The following is a 15,875-nucleotide window of genomic DNA, read 5'->3' on the forward strand; positions in this document are numbered from 1 at the left end:
TGACCCCGGAGGCAAATTTTGGAAACAATCAAATTTGTTCTAGACTTTTTTCTGCATTTAGAGCAGCATCTCGACGCTCTTATCCAATCTTACGGCGTTTGGATCTATGTGATATTATTTCTGATTATTTTCTGCGAGACAGGTTTGGTCGTGACTCCCTTCCTCCCGGGAGATAGCCTACTGTTCGCTATCGGTGCTTTTGCGGCCCGAGGCTCTTTGGATTTAGGAACCATTTTGATATCCTTAGTGATCGCGGCCATTTTAGGCGATACCGTGAATTATGCCATTGGAAACCTCGCTGGAGAGCAGATTCTTGCTAAGGAAAAGGTTCCTTTCCTAAACAAGAAGCATCTGGAGAAAGCGCATAGATTTTACGAGCAGTATGGCGGAAAAACCATCATTATCGCCAGGTTCATTCCTATCGTAAGAACCTTCGCTCCTTTCGTCGCAGGCATCGGAAAGATGACCTATGCTAAATTCATTATTTATAATGTTGTCGGCGCGGTTCTCTGGATCATCATTTTTACGATCGGCGGATATAAATTCGGAAATTTGGAATTCGTCCAAAGAAATTTCAAGATCGTGGTATTGGCTATTATCGTGATTTCCGTGATGCCCGCAGTAATCGAGTATCTACGCGAGCTTAGAAAAGCCCGTCGTCGCGCTAAAAACTAAGTTTCGAAAGTTCTTTTCCTTTTGTTTTCTCAAGGAGAAGAACAATCCCTGATTTTCAAAGTCGTTCCCACCATAGGGGCGTCCCTGAATTTTTTATAAGGAGGAGGCTCTAGATCCCTGCGGATATCCGAATCTCCTCCCGAACCAGCAGGACTGATTCCGACCGGACCGAAGTTGGAAGGAGGGGAAAAACAGCTCGGAAATCGTTTCGCCTCCTCGAGCTTCTTGGACTTACTCTTAGCTATAAAGACTTTGTCTTTGATTCGAACATACAACGTATCGGATTTTTCCGACCAGCGGATCTTATGATCCGGTGTCTCTTGCCAATCCGGTAAGGAGAATTCCGAATATCGAATATCGGAACTGGAGGATCTTCCGTTCGTGTCCGCTAGAATCAATACGGCGGAACGAATTTCCGGAGAAGCTTCGGTATTCCCTAAAATGAACGCCGCCGTTCCTCCGTCGGGAGAAGGCACGAAATGCAAAATCGTTTTGTCTTTCTTTAGGAACTGGTTCGGTTCGAAAGAATGAAACCCTTTCGGGGACCAGACTGCGGGAAATCTTTCCGTGCCGCCATATTGGTCGTTCGAGCCTTGGATCCAGAATAGACGATTTGTTGCAGAGTGAAAATAAACCGACCCGGGCAATACCCAGGACTCCACCTGGTAGGAATAAATAGGGGGATCGCCTTCCGGGTTCGGTGTCTCGCTTAAATCGTAGATTCTAAATTTGGTTCTATAATTTTTCTTTAATGTAGTTCCGGTAAGTGGATTCCAAGAATCCTTTTCTTCGTAAAGAACCTCGCTTTGAACCAAATTCTGCCCGTTTTCCGACCAGCCCCTCTCTACCGCTAAGCCGGCCGGTCTCCAACTCATTTGGGAACAGGACATTATTAGAAAACCGATAAACGAAAAAGACTTCATTGGGAGCTCCGTTTCTTTCTCGGACTTTAATATCCGGAAGAGGCTTATATCAGAATGGATTGATTTTTAGAAAAAAGGAAAAAAAGCGAAGCGAAAAGAAAATTGAATGATAGCACGCCGAAGGTTCGGCGTGCTATTGGAAAGCTTATCTCCAGCCTTCGTTTTTCAATTCACTGTGGTTTAGATACAACCCGGAACTTCCTACGGAAGGCGCTCTCGTATGACCTTGGAACTGGGTATAGGTTACGTTCGAATTGAACGGCCAAATACCTTCGCTCTGGGTCAAAGAGGTTTGGCATACGCTGACTCCGCCCGACTTATTGTAAGCACAGGAGGAGTGGAAAGCGACTGCATAATCGTCCTCACCGGGAAGAATCAGAGAAGCGCCGACCATACCTTTATAGCCAGGCACTTGGTATACCGTGATACCAGCAGTGGTGTTATGGTTGTATGCTCCACGAGCAGTTCCTACGATTAAGGATTTATCCATAGCGTTTCCGCCAAATCCGAACGTAATTCCGTTCAGAGCGGAAGCGAGCTCGGATCCTCCGGAAGCGGAAGCTAATGCGGTCACTTTCGTAACGTTATAGCCTTTGCTAGCAGTGGTTCCACCCAAATTCGAAAGCCAATACTCGATCGCATAGCAACCCGCGCTATGACATACGATCTTGCAGGAATTGGATCCCTTGCAATACGTATTCAAGCCGGTAGTGATATTGGTTTGAGCCCGTGCCGTTCCATAAGTTCTAGGATCGCTAGTTCCGTCGTATCCGACGAAGATTTTAGCTCCGGATACCGAATTCGGTGCGCTACCCCAGTAATTATTCACGTCGGTAGTTCCCACGCCGTTGTGATTGCTGTCCGATTTTCCGTGAATGAAAACCGTATAGGTTTGTGCGGAAAGCGAACCCATGAACAACGATGCGAAAACACATCCCAATACCATACTCTTCCAATTTTTCATCTTCTCTATTCTCCGATCTTTCGAGAAAACCCTAGGAATCGTTCCTATGATTTTCCCGGACTACAAGTATGGATCAGGAGGTGTTCGGAGTCAAGTGATTGGAGTTTTTTTAACATAACGGTTGGAATTTAAACCTGACTTATATCATTATTAAAATATAATGTATAACGGTTGCTACAAAAGCGTACTCTGTTAGTTAAGAACTTGTTCTATATAAATGTTACGATTAAGAGAAGGTAAGGCACAGAACTGTCATGGAAATTAGTTTTCCTATCAGCCGTTATATAAAAAATAATACTCTAGTTATAGAGAATTTGCCCCTTCTTCATTTCGCAAAAATAAAGGTTGAGGAAGTTGGAGCGTATTCTATACAGGGCAGCTCGATTCCATCGAGAATAGTGAAAGAATGAATATAAAAAAAATTTCAATCATCCTGGTTTTGGGAATGGGAATCGGCCTAATCGTCTATCTTCTGAAAGGCGAGGCCGACGAGCAGGGATGGTTCTTATCGGAAGAAGAGAAGAGAGAGAGAGCGGAATGGATGGCTAAAGGTTCCCCTCCGGGTTCGGGAGGGGCCCCCGGATCGGATCCGGATTTTTTGCAGAATGTGGACGATGCGGTTCCACCTGAAAAAATACTGAAGGATTATTTGGAATGGTCGGAGTATCCTCCGATTTCTCGTCCTCTTACTCGATACAACGAGGATCTTTTGAATCCTTATTTTATTCCTTTAGCTCCTATCCCTATGGTGGATAAACCCCAGGATACCAAGCCCAACGGATATTCCTGCAAATTACAGCCCTTGCAATGGGCGGCAATCGGAGTCAGGGAGCCGATTCATATTACTTTGGAATGTTTCGATTCCAGATACGAGAAAGCTCCATTAGATGTACGGAATGTGCGTCTTTGGAAAGAATTCGACGGAGTCAAATATACGGCTCTTCCTCCGGATGGAAACGACAAGGGATTGGACGGAGATGCGAAAGCCAAGGACAATGTATACACATTCGAATGGCGACCCACCTATAAGGATTGGGGGGATATGTTCTTCGAAGTGGAATTCGTATACGGAAAGGAAAAGAAACAAGGGAAACTACTGTCTTCCTTCTTTTCATCCCCCTACCAACCTGCGGAATGGAGCGGGTATTTTTTGGATCTGCCTAAGGAAGGGTCGTTGACAGTAAAAGCAGGAGTGAACGTTTTCAAGGCGGGCAGCTATCATTTGGAAGCCAATTTAGTGAACGCTTCCAATGGAGAGCCAATCGCTTGGGCCACCTTCGACGGAAAATTGAACGGGGGAAGACAAGAGGTCGATTTTCTATTTTACGGAAAATTGATTAAGGAAAGCGGATTCGAGGGCCCTTACGCCTTGACCCAATTAAGGGGTTACAGAGTAAACCTGGCGGTGGATCCGGATTGGTTCGGGCAGGGGGAGGAGGGGATGAGAAAAATACTGGCGGCAAAAACGACCGAGCCGGACAAGGAATTGCTCGCTCCTCATAAGGAGAATTACACTACCAAAAGTTACGACTTGAATAACTTCTCCTCTAAGGCATGGGAAGCCCCGGAAAAGGATCAGAAGGTTAAGCAGTTGCAAGACATGGCACGTTAGCCGAAAATGATCGGACTTCTTTGGAATGTAGTTGTCGTTCTTAACGCGATAGAGGAAGGGAGGCGGATTTGGGATGAAGAAAGTAAGTGATCTACGTGATGCTATGCGGGATTGGTTTCAGGGTAAAAAAATCACTAGCGGTCTGACGGAATCCGAATCAAGGCCGGTTCGAACCACTCTTTACACTCAATTGAGTATGTTTACGGTTCCGACATTGCTGGTCGTTTCGATATATTTTAATGAGCCTCCTGAAACCCATCTTTTCTCTTTTATCCATTATTTCCTTCTTATTATTCCGATTCTATTTGCATTTTATTTATTAAGGTTACGTTATTATAATTTATCTGCGGTAATTACATTAATCGCCGTTAATTATCACCTTTTGGCACTGACAATGTCTCAAGCGGATGATCCTGCGCAGTTAGGGTTTCTACTTACTTCCACTTTGTCATTTTTAATGATCTCTAAGAAGTTTAACACCGTAAGGATCATAATCTCTATTTTGCCTTTAGGGCTTTTTCTTTTTAGCCAGTATTATTATAAAGTTTTGGGTGGGGATGCGTTATTCGGTCCACCGAGATGGGTAGTACCGGCAGAATATCTTATGCCCCCTCTGATATTGCTATCTTTTGTTTTTTTTCTGGTTGTTTACCAATTTGTGAAGGCGGTAGATTTGGCAGAAGCAAAGTTAACAGAAGAGCATGAAAAGTCGGAACAATTGCTTCTTAACATATTGCCGGAAGAAATTGCCCAAGAGTTGAAAGAGAAGGGAATTTCAGAACCCCGCGTGCATAGCAGTGCAACGGTTTGTTTTACCGACTTCAAGGGTTTCACCCAGATTGCGGAGACTCTATCCCCCACGGAACTCGTTGCGGAGTTGGATCGTTGCTTCTCGTATTTTGATAGCGTAATGGCGAGGCATAATCTAGAAAAACTCAAGACGATCGGGGATAGCTACATGTTTGCGGGTAGTATCCCGGAGTCGAATAATACACACGCTGTCGACTGCGTGATGGCCGCACTGGAGATCCAGGCTTTCATGAATCAAATGAAAGAAATCAAAGCAAACCAAGGTCTACCATACTGGGAGCTCCGACTCGGGATCCATTCAGGTGATTTAATTGCAGGTGTAATCGGTGAGAAGAAGTTTGCATACGACGTTTGGAGCGATACGGTGAACACTGCAAGCAGATGCGAATCATCCGGTATTCCTGGCCGTATCAATATCTCCAGTGCTACTTATGAATTGGTAAAAGATTTCTTCGATTGCGAATATAGGGGTGCTGTGCCCGCCAAAAATAAAGGAGAGATCGAAATGTATTTTGTCAATGGCCTATTGGCCGATCTCCAACGCGCCGGGGAAGAACGGATCCCAAACGAAGAGTTTCGTAGGCGATACAAGTTTCTTTAAGGAAGAAAAAAAGAGCTAAAATAGATTGACATTTTTTATTATATAGCTATATGATTATATAGAGAAGTATCTATGCAAAGTCTTGATTCTACCTTCGCCGCTCTCGCCGATTCGACTCGCCGCGCGATACTCGTGCAACTTGCGAAAGGCGATTTAACGGTCATGGAGCTTGCCAAGCCCTTCAAAATGAGCCAGCCGGCAATTTCGCGGCATCTTAAAGTTTTGGAGGACGCAGGCCTTATCTCAACCACGGTCCGAGCGCAGGCACGTCCGCGCCGACTCGAAACTGCGCCGCTCAAAAAAGCCACGGAATGGATTGAGAAATACCGCCGGATGTGGGAGAAGCGCTATCAATCGCTGGATGGGCTACTCGAAGAATTGCAGACCATGCAAACAAAAGGAGATCATTAAAATGAGAGCAGACCTAAAAGAACTGAAGGTAGAACTTAGGGGTGAAACGGAAATTGTTGGTACGCGTTACTTTGCCGCACCACGTAAATTGGTATTCGATTGCTTCACTAAACCGGAGCTAATACTTCGTTGGCTAACGGGTCCCGAAGGCTGGACACTTAAAACTTGTGACAACGACCTTAAAGTTGGCGGCAAATACCTGTATGTCTTTGCGGATTCTAACGCGACTGAAATGGGTATTTACGGAAAATTTACAGAGGTAATTATATCCGAGAAATTTGCAAATACCGAGAATTATGCTACTGATATGTCGGTCTTTGATCCGAATGGCCCGGAAAATCCGGATGCAACTGTAGAGTCGCGCACCTTCACAACTGAAGGAGATCTAACTCTTATGACTCACGTAATTAAATATGCCTCCGCTGAAATACGCGAGATGGAACGAGGTGCAATGGATGGTTGGGTACCACTTTGCCAAGAACTCGATAAACTATTGGCAGAGCTCGTAGGATAGATCATGACTGCTTTGGTTCTTGCAGAAATCCATTTTTTAAAACTATAGCAAAATCAATATTTGAATATTCATCCTGTTCCTTCAGATAGGATGCATGGCCGCAAATTCGCACATGCATCCACCGGGGGAGAACTCTCCCCTTTATACTCAATGAGTTTGCAACCAGTTCACCAGATCTCCTAAAACTTTTGCTCGATCTTCCGGTAGTTCGTTCATGGTTTCGTGATATAATCCATCATATATTTTTAATGTTTTATCCTTGGAGGGTATTTTGGCGAACGCCTCCTCGGATCCGACGGAAAGAGCGATTGCATCCTCTTTGCCATGGAACATATATACGGGGAAGTTGATATGAGTGGCTCTCTCCAGGGCCTTTTCCTTGGAATTTAGGAGGAAATCCCCCAAGTAGGCTCCCACTGAACCGTGAACTAAAGGATCTTTTTTGTAGGCCGCTACAACTGATTTATCTCTGGAGATCAGATTGGCATCCAGGCCCGTAGGAACGGTTAAAGAAGGAAAAGCTCCCGCGAGTAGACTCCCTGCTCCTTTCTTTATATTCATGATTAGATTGGTCTTTACTTCGATCGGCAGCCCGCTGAGAACTAGACGATCCAGATTTCCTTGGTGAGAAGGCTCCCCTGCGTAGAAAAGAGAAATCAATGCTCCCATCGAATGCCCCATCAATGTGACTTTCGAGACGCCTTCCTTCTGCTTAGCGATGCCAACGAGTCTGTCTAGGTCCGCTAAGAATTGGTTGAAGTGCGTGACCACTCCGCGGCTCCCGCCCGATTTTCCGTGTCCCCGGGCATCTATTAAGTAAACATTATATCCTTTTCCCGAGAGCGCTTCGAGCAGATTTTCGTATCTTTTGCCATGCTCGCCGATTCCGTGTTGGACCACCAAGGTCCTAGGATTTGCGGCATCTTTGGCTCTATAGGCCCTGTAATAGATGGATACGTCGGCGGCTCCCACAAAGGTTCCGTCTTCGATATGGTATGCTTGTTCCCAATTCATTCGGTAATCATTTGCAGATGGAAAAAAATGGGGAAGGAAATTTCTATCCCGGAGGAATCTTTCTACTTTCTATTTTGAACGAATGTAATGGATACTACAACATTACGGTCCGCTCAAATGAATAATCCGGGTAAAAATTCTTCTGGATTGTCTTTACTTTTTCTGTATTCCGGGGGAACGGCGAACAGATCTCTTCTCAACGGGGTCCATCCGTCCAATGCGAAGCGTTTTACGGATAGGCGAAAGCGTTTCTGAAGTAGGGAAGCGTAATGTCCGGTACCGCTCATCCTATTTCCCCATTCGGAGTCGTACAATTTTCCTCCTCTTGCCTCTCGGATCGTTTTTAATACCTTATCCTTTTTGAGTGGATAATGTTTCGTGAGCCAGTCTTCGAAAAGAGGTGCCACCTCGAAAGGAAGTCTGATAAATACCATCCCTGCGGTTTCGGCTCCGGCCTCGGAGGCAGATTCTAAGATCCCCTCCATCTCGAAATCGTTTAGGAAGGGAATCACGGGGGCGAACAAGACTCCTGTGGGAATTCCTAAAGAAGAAAGGTTTTGGACTGTTTCCAATCGTTTATTCGGAGCGGGAGCTCTAGGTTCCAGTTTACTCCAAAGTTCCTTGTCCAGAGTGGTTAGAGTGATGAATACTTTAATAATTCCTAATTTTGCCATTTCGGAAAGTATATCAGTATCCCTTTGGATCAAAGAGGATTTGGTTACGATCGAAGCCGGTTGTCGGAACTTTAAAAGTATTTCGAGAATACTACGGGTATTTTTGTAGATTCTCTCTCCCGGCTGATAAGGATCCGTAGCCGTACCCAAGGCGATCGGCTCCAAGGCCTGCTTTTTCTTGCTCAATTGGGAGGCGAGTAATTGGGCCGGATTCTTTTTGACGAAAATCTTGGATTCGAAGTCGAGCCCGGGAGAAAGATCCATATAAGAATGATTGGGTCTGGCGAAGCAATAGATGCATCCATGCTCGCAACCTCGATACGGATTGATGCTGGATCCGAAGGGAATATCCGGGGAATCGTTCTTCGTGAGAATACTTTTGGAATGTTCCCAAAAGAACTCCGTATTAGGAGAGGAAAAATCGAAATCCTCTCCTCTATCCTCCTGCCAGATTTCCCGAGTCGTATCATCGAATCTACTCGGAGGCTTTTCCTCTGTTCCCCTCTTTCTTGAACCCATAGGATAATCGTATTTAAATACTAAACAAAAAACAAGCAAAAATGTAAGTAGTTATCGGGGGTTTCTTTCTTTTTGTAGGAACTCCTACATTTTTAAAATTCTTAGGATTGCCTAACGGAAACAAACTAGCAAAGTCGTCCCTTGCCGTGGCTTTCAACTCCTACCTATTTCTGAAATTTTTGGGAATCTTCCTGCCGATTTACTGGGTACTCGTTTGGCTTGCTCGTCCGCCCATTCGCAAATATTGGCTTCTAATTGCGAGCTTCACTTTTTGGGTATACGCGGGTAACGATCATTTTCGAAATCTTATCTTTATTTCGGTATCGTTGATCGGTAATTATCTAATCTATTATTTCCTTACGCGTAAGAAATCCCCACAAGCTATTTGGTCGGCGATTCTATTGAATCTGGGAATTCTATTCTATTATTCTTCCTTTTTCTTTCATTATGTACTTCGTCCTTTTCTATATGAAAATGATAATGTAATTCCTTTTTGGCCTTTAGGTATCGCCTTCTACTCCCTGTCCTTCATCCAGTTTCATTCCGATTTGATTCGGCAGAATAAAATGGGTCCCGTCTCCAAGACAGATTTTATTCTATTCGGTTCCTTCTTTCCCGTTTCGAACGCCGGGCCGATTCCCAGATGGAGAGAATTACAGGAAAAGTTTTCGGGTAATCTTCCCGCTTTTTATTCTTCTCTCCTGAAAGGTAGCGCTTGGATTCTCTTGGGTTTGATAAAGAAAACGTATCTTGCGGAGCTACTCTTCGAATACAGCGAATCCGTATTTAAGACTCCTTATTCTTATGCACCTTCCGCTCTTTGGATCGCTTTTTATGTGAATGCCGCTCAGTTGTATTTGGACTTTTCGGGATATGTGGATATGGGCAGGGGAGCCGCAAGATTATTCGGGTACAGGCTTCCCAGAAATTTTATTTCCCCCTTCTTTTCCAAATCGATCCGAGAGGTGTTATTCTCCTGGAATCGGACTCTTGCGGTTTTCTTTCGCGGGACTGTTTATCCTATATGCAAAAAAGCAAATATTCTTCCCTGGGTTTCCTTTGGGTTCGTTTGTGTATCGTATTCTCTTTGGTATCTTTTTTCCTGGGAAGGTTTCTTATTCTCCGCCTTCCTGTTCTCCTTTCTTTGGATAGAGAAACGGATTCCAATTCGAATCTCTCCGCGTTGGATCGGATCGGTAATCCGCATTCTTTTGACTTTTCATTGTATCGGGATCGTATTTACTTTGATCCGTTTTCCTAAATGGAACTCGTGGCTCGGATACTGGAAGGCTTTCGGAGGGGAAGGAACCGGAACCTTGGACGATTACGGTCTTTTTGCGATCGTCATTATAGGAATTACGATCGGAATTCAGTTATTGGAAAGAAAGTTTAAACGATTCTTTTTATAAGGAATCTTAATCTAATTTTCCACCGTCCAAGAAAGCGAAGCCTTTATAGACCGTACAGAATCGCAAAGTACAAAATGCGACTCCTGTTTCGAACGCATTTCGATTGCCGGGCTGTTTTCCACCGATTGCTAATCCTATAAAACAAATCACTGCAAACGGAGCTCCGATCGTATGGATCGTATCTGCTATCAGGTCGTATGTAATCGCGAAAGGATACAGAGCGGCGAAACCGTACCGATTCTCCTTCAGGTAAAAATTGTCGACCACGACTTTTCGCTTCCAAACGCTCATCCTTCCTTCCGGTCGATCTTCAATCGCGTAATATACGAAACGTTCTTCCTGATAGGAGGGAAAACGGAAGTGAATAGCGCTATGGTTTCGGTTTCCGAATTCTCCTTCGGATATCTTCCGGATCCGTAGTTCGATCGCATCCGGAGGAAAATCACAAATTCCTAATGAAACACGGTTTCCCGAAAGAGAGACGAGATGATCGGCGTTTTTATTCGCCTCGACTTCCGCGCATCCTATCTTTCTTTCTATCTCGTCTTTTTCATTCGTCTTGTATATTACGACTTCCAGGAGAATATTTTGCTTGCTCGTGATCTTGGCCGATCTTAATTCTTCGAGTTTAAATGTCGTATCTTCGCTGCGCATAGCTCCGCTTACGCTCTTTGTCTTTCGGAAGTTATAGCAATGGTTGAATAGAAGAATAGCGGAAAGAATAGTAAGGTTTCTGGCTAGATTGCGTCGCATTTTGATTGGATAAAATACCGAGACGAAGAGAATGTCAATCGAATCGTTTCCGGTCCGAGAATTGGTTTTGACTATTTCTCTATCCGCGATTCTCATTTGGCTGATGAGGGTATATGTTCCTTGTAGTAAAATTCTTCGTTACCGCCGCCTTGGTCGTTCTAATCTCTGAATTTGCAAAAAGATCGGATAAACTAGGTGCGTTGGTCGCCTCCCTTCCTTTGGTGACGATATTGACTCTCGTTTGGCTACAGTTGGAAAAGCAGGATTCCGACAAAATAAGCAATCACGCGTACTATACGTTTTGGTATGTATTACCGACTCTTCCCATGTTTTTAACCTTCCCGTTTTTAAACTCAAGGTTAGGTTTTTGGCCCGCTCTCGGAATCTCCTGCATTCTTACTGTATCTCTATTCGGATTATTGTTATTCTTAGGAAGGAAATTCGGTTTGGACCTGGGTTAAGATCGAATCCGATTTCGTTTTTGGATTCGTTGTGAAGTTGCATTCGGTGGCAATCTCTGGGTTACAAGGATCCAATCGGTGTATTTCATATCAAAATATTATTTATCACAAGTAAGTAATGTAACAGTTAAAATCTGATCAAAATTTGAATCAGTCCAGATTCCGAGATCCTTCTCTATATTCCTAAAGATGAGTTGTTTCGCACAGTTTTCTTCCCGAGATGTTGGACTTCCCTCATAAAAACGGATACTTTATTGGGTTTCCCTGGAGCGAAATAGTCGGATAGTCAATTATTCATTCTATAGGAAAACTCGCAATAGCCAAAGGTATCCATTATTCCAGCTGCATATTCTGGGGTATTTGGTGAATTTGCGATTGCATTAACTAATAGCATGCCTTCTATGCATCCTTTCTTTTGATCGCTAGGCTTCTCTACTATGCAAGTAGTGAGAAAGTTAAAAAGAACAGCAGCAATCGTCAGACGTAATCTCATCTATTGTCTCCTTCAGTTTGTTGGAATGATTTGCGGTAAATTATCTGCTATATAGTTTCCTATAAGATATCGAAGCAGGAAATTATCCGGATATTTCTTATATAAAAATTGTGAAAGCGGAAGAACAATTAATAGATTATATGCTAAGTTTTGCCCATAACTATTTGTTCCCGCTCTTCGATCGGCCTGGTTTTCAAAAACTGATTTACCAACCTTTACATGTGTTCCGATTTCTCCCCAGCCTCCATACTCGTTATATTGCCGTATATGTCCGGCTTCATGTTGGATAGTTGCGGCGGAAGCTCCCTCATGAGCAAAGGCAAACGGGCCAAAAGTTACCGCTCCTCCTTCGCTTTTATCTAAATTACTGTAAATCTCTTCCGAGAGAGAATTGCGAACGACGAATCCTCCATGCTTATATGACATGGAAGGCAAAGGTTTACCTTGAGCAGCTTTTACAATTACTCCGATAGTAAAATCGAAAGACGCCATATAAAAACCAGTTGTAAAAGCTGGATCTAATAGCATTCCTAAAGGAGTTAGAGCTAATCCGATTCTAGCTGCAGTTACTAGACTCCTTTCAAAGTCAAACATCCTCGCCCCACTCACAAAGAAAGCCCTATGGAAAAATCCTTTCACCTTTAAGCGATCACTCAACCAACTATGTCCATCCGGATCGATGCGATTGACCGGATTTCCTCCCACATACATATAACGATTGAGACCGTTGATACCCTGATCCGCTCTATCATCCGCTTGTATGAATCTACCCAAGAAAGGATCGTAGTAGCGAGATTTGTAATAATACAAACCAGTCTCCGAGTCAGCAATCTGGCCCGTGAATTTATAACGGAATATATCCGGCCCAGAAGATTCCGTATAATTAATTTCGCCGTATGGATAATAGCTCATATAACTCGTTCCGGATTGTCCCGGACCCGCGATGGGATTTCCATATCCGTCCGTCAACATAGTCGTGGAACCTAAATGATCCGTTTGGTAGAAGTAGGCTCCCACTGCCGGTTCTCCTGCTCCTCTGAAGGGGGGAAGTCTCCCCCTCGCAAAAGCCGCATTTGCGTCTTTTGCTACCCCCTCTCCGGGGGAATTTACTCCTTCGAAACCCCGGACCCACGTTTGCTTTCATATCAAAATTGTGCTGAGCTAGTATTCACCTGACAGTCACCGAAAAACCGGTGGCCCCAGCCTCTTCTGAAAGAAAAATGATTTTAACGACAAAATTATTTACATCAGGAGAAACCGATGACCACCAACACCAATGCAACAGTTAAGGCAACTAGACGAAAGCTAAATTTATTAGAGCTTGCAAATGAATTAGAAAATGTAAGCAAAGCCTGCAAGATCATGGGATATTCCCGTCAACAGTTCTACGAAATACGAAGGAACTTCCAAACCTATGGAGCTGAAGGTCTCTTAGATAGAATCCCGGGAGCCAATGGGCCTCACCCTAACCGAGTCAGTGAAGAAATCGAAAATGAAGTCTTAGAGTATTCTTTACATCATCCGACTCATGGATGCTAAAGGTCGCTCAACAACTTAGTCTAAAGGAGTTAAGGTAAGTTCGGGTGGTGTAAGAGGAGTTTGGACAAGAAATAAACTCGTAACTAAACACCAACGGCTTCTAAGACTCGAAGAGCATCATAAAGATAAGATCATACCTCTAAGCGAAAACCAGATACGCCTCCTTGAAAAATTCGATCCCGAATACAGAGAAAGGCACATACAAGCAGATTCTACAGGAGAATTGGTATCTATGGATACTTTCATGGTCGGGTCATTAAAAGGTGTAGGAAGAGTCTATCTACAAACCGTAATCGATTGTCATAGCCGATTTGCTTGGGGAAGGCTCTTTAATAACAAAATACCCGTCACTGCCGTACAGACTTTGAACAACGACGTTCTTCCTTTCTTTGAAGAACATAACATTAAAGTCCAAACCGTTCTAACCGATAATGGTCGTGAGTATTGTGGAAGAGAAGACCAACATCCTTTCGAATTATTTCTTCAGTTAGAAGACATCGAACATCGGACCACTAAAGTTCGCAGGCCTCAAAGCAACGGATACGTGGAACGTCTTCACAGAACTTTACTTGATGAGCACTTCAGGATCGCCGGTAGAACTAAATTTTATGAGTCGATCGAAGAGATGCAGATCGATCTGCATCTCTTCTTTGAAGAATACAATTACAAGAGGGCGCACCAAGGTAGAAACATGAACGGAAGAACTCCTTTTCAAGTCTTCATTGAGGGCATTAAGACAGAAGAATCGGAGGTCCACCAAGCAGAAAATTAGAACAAGCGTTCAGAAGAAGTGTCAGGTGAATACTAACATTGTACATCAAAATATTATTTATCACAAGTAAGTAATGTAACAGTTAAAATCTGATCAAAATTTGAATCAGTCCAGATTCCGAGATCCTTCTCTATATTCCTAAAAATGAGTTGTTTCGCACAGTTTTCTTCCCGAGATGTCCCCGAGTTAAGAGATAAATCACAGTTCGTGGATATTATCATGGGCATGGCCGAAATGAAAAAAAATTTATATTATGCATTCTAATCTCCTCTACCTGCTATTTATCTGAGCCCATATTATCAGATTATTGTATGTTTCTAAGCTAAGAATTTTATTATAATATAGATACAAGGCGAAAGAAATAGTTTGCTGATACCCAAGATATCCACCAGATAAATCAGCTTCAATTTCTTTCCCTCCATGGCACAGATTTCTATGTCAATCCCTTGGGCCGCATGCTGCTGAAACGAGGAGTTGATTATTTAAGTATTCCTCCGAGCCCATGTTAGCCGGATGCGAGATCACATATGTCCCTGCCAGAAGGCACGGTGTTAAATCCGCACTCTGAGGATCGAAAACTCCACAGGACGCCGTGATAATGACGCTCAATACTAACGTCAAGAGTACCCTCCAATGAATTTTCACTAAATCCTCAACTTCCTGTTATAAACACCCATCTGGAATAATCGTTCCGGTCGGGCCATCGAATAAATTACATTTTCCAACGACGATTGTTCCAGGGGTAGTGATGAATGCACCGTCATTAATCGTGCCGCTAAAATCAAAATTAGGAAAGTTGAATAACTCCCCGCCAATATCGGCAACAAGGCGATACGTTCCTTTTTCATTCGTATTAATTGAATACTGGAGAGATAAAGCTCCTGGTGATAGTGAAGGAGTTATGCCTTGAATATGAAAATTTCCATTCCCGATATCTGTCCTGTTTTTGATTTGGAATTTTGCATTCCATTGAGGCAGTAGCAAGAAAGGACATGCATCACAACCATCCGGGCTATGACCATCACAATTGATTGTTAGTAATAGAAATAGCATACTAATGCATCTTATTTTCATTGAAAACCACTCCATATATCGCGTTTAATAGCCTCCATAAAGGTACTCCAATTGGAAATTGGATCAAAATTGCTTACGTTGTTAAAGTATAAACCCATATTGAAACTATGAACAGCCGAATCATAGTTAACCTCTCCTCCGTAGGCCCAAGCATTTGCTGCTGCTAAATTTCGAGTTGCATCAGGCCCAATTAGTTTGTAAAACCAATACACCGAAGAATTATAATTAATTGTTCCATGAGTTAAATCATTCGATATCTCTTTTGCGTATCCATGCTGAGATGCTAAACCCATATTTAAATCTTGATCAATATGGCCGGATTCATGTTTCCTAACGGCCAGTGAAGTCCCATGGCCCACATGTGCGATTCCATTTGATTCGTACGGTATGTGCTTTTTGCCATAACCTAAAAGTCTATGATCAGTGATATATGAATTTCCAATCATATATCCTCCATGATGGTACGTAACATAAGGCATCGGCTTGCCGTTCAACAATGCATCGATCGAACCGGCAGTAAAATCCAACATACCTTCCAGCACTCCATTTCTAAATGTCGGGTTAGTTGCGAATTTTCGAACAAACGAACCCGCTTCGGCAATTTTTCTCCCAAATGTGCCTCCGATCGCGTAAGCTCTATCCCCACTCACAAAGAAA

Annotated in this window: 16 protein-coding genes and 1 pseudogene; 8 read left to right on the forward strand and 9 right to left on the reverse strand. The window is 43.4% G+C overall.

The window, feature by feature from the left end:
- The first annotated feature begins 18 nt into the window (after nucleotides 1–18).
- Nucleotides 19–675, forward strand: coding sequence for a DedA family protein (locus tag LEP1GSC061_RS17745; RefSeq protein ID WP_016546040.1), 657 nt, complete (start codon nucleotides 19–21; stop codon nucleotides 673–675).
- A 29-nt stretch (nucleotides 676–704) separates the two neighbouring features.
- Here the strand turns inward: LEP1GSC061_RS17745 and LEP1GSC061_RS17750 are convergent, their stop codons facing one another.
- Nucleotides 705–1,598, reverse strand: coding sequence for a hypothetical protein (locus tag LEP1GSC061_RS17750; protein ID WP_016546190.1), 894 nt, complete (start codon nucleotides 1,596–1,598; stop codon nucleotides 705–707).
- Nucleotides 1,599–1,743: 145 nt separating this feature from the next.
- Nucleotides 1,744–2,562 (reverse strand): hypothetical protein, encoded by an 819-nt coding sequence (locus LEP1GSC061_RS17755; protein WP_016546049.1) that lies wholly within the window; start codon nucleotides 2,560–2,562, stop codon nucleotides 1,744–1,746.
- Between the two features lie 406 nt (nucleotides 2,563–2,968).
- Between LEP1GSC061_RS17755 and LEP1GSC061_RS17760 the strand changes: the two genes are divergently transcribed.
- The 4 genes from LEP1GSC061_RS17760 to LEP1GSC061_RS17775 all read left to right on the forward strand — a co-directional run bounded on the left by LEP1GSC061_RS17760 (nucleotide 2,969) and on the right by LEP1GSC061_RS17775 (nucleotide 6,510).
- A complete protein-coding gene (locus tag LEP1GSC061_RS17760; protein WP_016546429.1) occupies nucleotides 2,969–4,174 on the forward strand; it encodes a hypothetical protein in 1,206 nt (401 codons plus the stop codon).
- Nucleotides 4,175–4,247: 73 nt separating this feature from the next.
- Nucleotides 4,248–5,585, forward strand: coding sequence for an adenylate/guanylate cyclase domain-containing protein (locus tag LEP1GSC061_RS17765; protein ID WP_016546298.1), 1,338 nt, complete (start codon nucleotides 4,248–4,250; stop codon nucleotides 5,583–5,585).
- Between the two features lie 72 nt (nucleotides 5,586–5,657).
- Nucleotides 5,658–5,996 carry an ArsR/SmtB family transcription factor gene (locus tag LEP1GSC061_RS17770; RefSeq protein ID WP_040509127.1) on the forward strand — a complete coding sequence of 113 codons (339 nt, stop codon included), beginning with the start codon at nucleotides 5,658–5,660 and terminating at the stop codon, nucleotides 5,994–5,996.
- 1 nt (nucleotide 5,997) lies between these two features.
- A complete protein-coding gene (locus LEP1GSC061_RS17775; protein WP_016546237.1) occupies nucleotides 5,998–6,510 on the forward strand; it encodes an SRPBCC domain-containing protein in 513 nt (170 codons plus the stop codon).
- Between the two features lie 147 nt (nucleotides 6,511–6,657).
- Here the strand turns inward: LEP1GSC061_RS17775 and LEP1GSC061_RS17780 are convergent, their stop codons facing one another.
- Complete coding sequence (locus tag LEP1GSC061_RS17780) at nucleotides 6,658–7,524, reverse strand: alpha/beta hydrolase (RefSeq protein WP_016546381.1); 867 nt, start codon at nucleotides 7,522–7,524, stop codon at nucleotides 6,658–6,660.
- A 113-nt stretch (nucleotides 7,525–7,637) separates the two neighbouring features.
- The gene (locus LEP1GSC061_RS17785) at nucleotides 7,638–8,717 is read right to left on the reverse strand and encodes a PA0069 family radical SAM protein (RefSeq protein WP_016545967.1); all 1,080 of its coding nucleotides are present in this window, start codon (nucleotides 8,715–8,717) and stop codon (nucleotides 7,638–7,640) included.
- A gap of 146 nt (nucleotides 8,718–8,863) precedes the next feature.
- Here LEP1GSC061_RS17785 and LEP1GSC061_RS17790 point away from each other — a divergent pair, with 146 nt between their 5' ends.
- Nucleotides 8,864–10,126 (forward strand): MBOAT family O-acyltransferase, encoded by a 1,263-nt coding sequence (locus LEP1GSC061_RS17790; protein WP_040509130.1) that lies wholly within the window; start codon nucleotides 8,864–8,866, stop codon nucleotides 10,124–10,126.
- 6 nt (nucleotides 10,127–10,132) lie between these two features.
- Here the strand turns inward: LEP1GSC061_RS17790 and LEP1GSC061_RS17795 are convergent, their stop codons facing one another.
- Entirely contained in the window at nucleotides 10,133–10,879 is a 747-nt protein-coding gene (locus LEP1GSC061_RS17795; RefSeq protein ID WP_156844578.1) for a hypothetical protein, read from the reverse strand.
- Between the two features lie 113 nt (nucleotides 10,880–10,992).
- Between LEP1GSC061_RS17795 and LEP1GSC061_RS17800 the strand changes: the two genes are divergently transcribed.
- Complete coding sequence (locus LEP1GSC061_RS17800; protein WP_016546836.1) at nucleotides 10,993–11,340, forward strand: DUF3147 family protein; 348 nt, start codon at nucleotides 10,993–10,995, stop codon at nucleotides 11,338–11,340.
- Nucleotides 11,341–11,626: 286 nt separating this feature from the next.
- Here the strand turns inward: LEP1GSC061_RS17800 and LEP1GSC061_RS17805 are convergent, their stop codons facing one another.
- A complete protein-coding gene (locus tag LEP1GSC061_RS17805; protein ID WP_040509133.1) occupies nucleotides 11,627–11,833 on the reverse strand; it encodes a hypothetical protein in 207 nt (68 codons plus the stop codon).
- 12 nt (nucleotides 11,834–11,845) lie between these two features.
- Nucleotides 11,846–12,745 (reverse strand): RHS repeat-associated core domain-containing protein, encoded by a 900-nt coding sequence (locus LEP1GSC061_RS21965; protein WP_332248708.1) that lies wholly within the window; start codon nucleotides 12,743–12,745, stop codon nucleotides 11,846–11,848.
- A gap of 348 nt (nucleotides 12,746–13,093) precedes the next feature.
- Here LEP1GSC061_RS21965 and LEP1GSC061_RS17815 point away from each other — a divergent pair.
- Nucleotides 13,094–14,144 (forward strand): annotated as a pseudogene (locus LEP1GSC061_RS17815) (IS481 family transposase).
- Between the two features lie 663 nt (nucleotides 14,145–14,807).
- Here the strand turns inward: LEP1GSC061_RS17815 and LEP1GSC061_RS17820 are convergent.
- Nucleotides 14,808–15,197: a hypothetical protein gene (locus LEP1GSC061_RS17820; RefSeq protein WP_156844579.1), complete on the reverse strand. Its 390-nt coding sequence runs from the start codon at nucleotides 15,195–15,197 to the stop codon at nucleotides 14,808–14,810.
- A gap of 17 nt (nucleotides 15,198–15,214) precedes the next feature.
- Nucleotides 15,215–15,875: hypothetical protein (locus tag LEP1GSC061_RS21750; RefSeq protein ID WP_198014274.1), on the reverse strand; the 661-nt coding region annotated here is incomplete at its 5' end.

Origin of the sequence: Leptospira wolffii serovar Khorat str. Khorat-H2, assembly GCF_000306115.2 — a bacterium.
Classification (GTDB): Bacteria; Spirochaetota; Leptospiria; order Leptospirales; family Leptospiraceae; genus Leptospira_B; species Leptospira_B wolffii.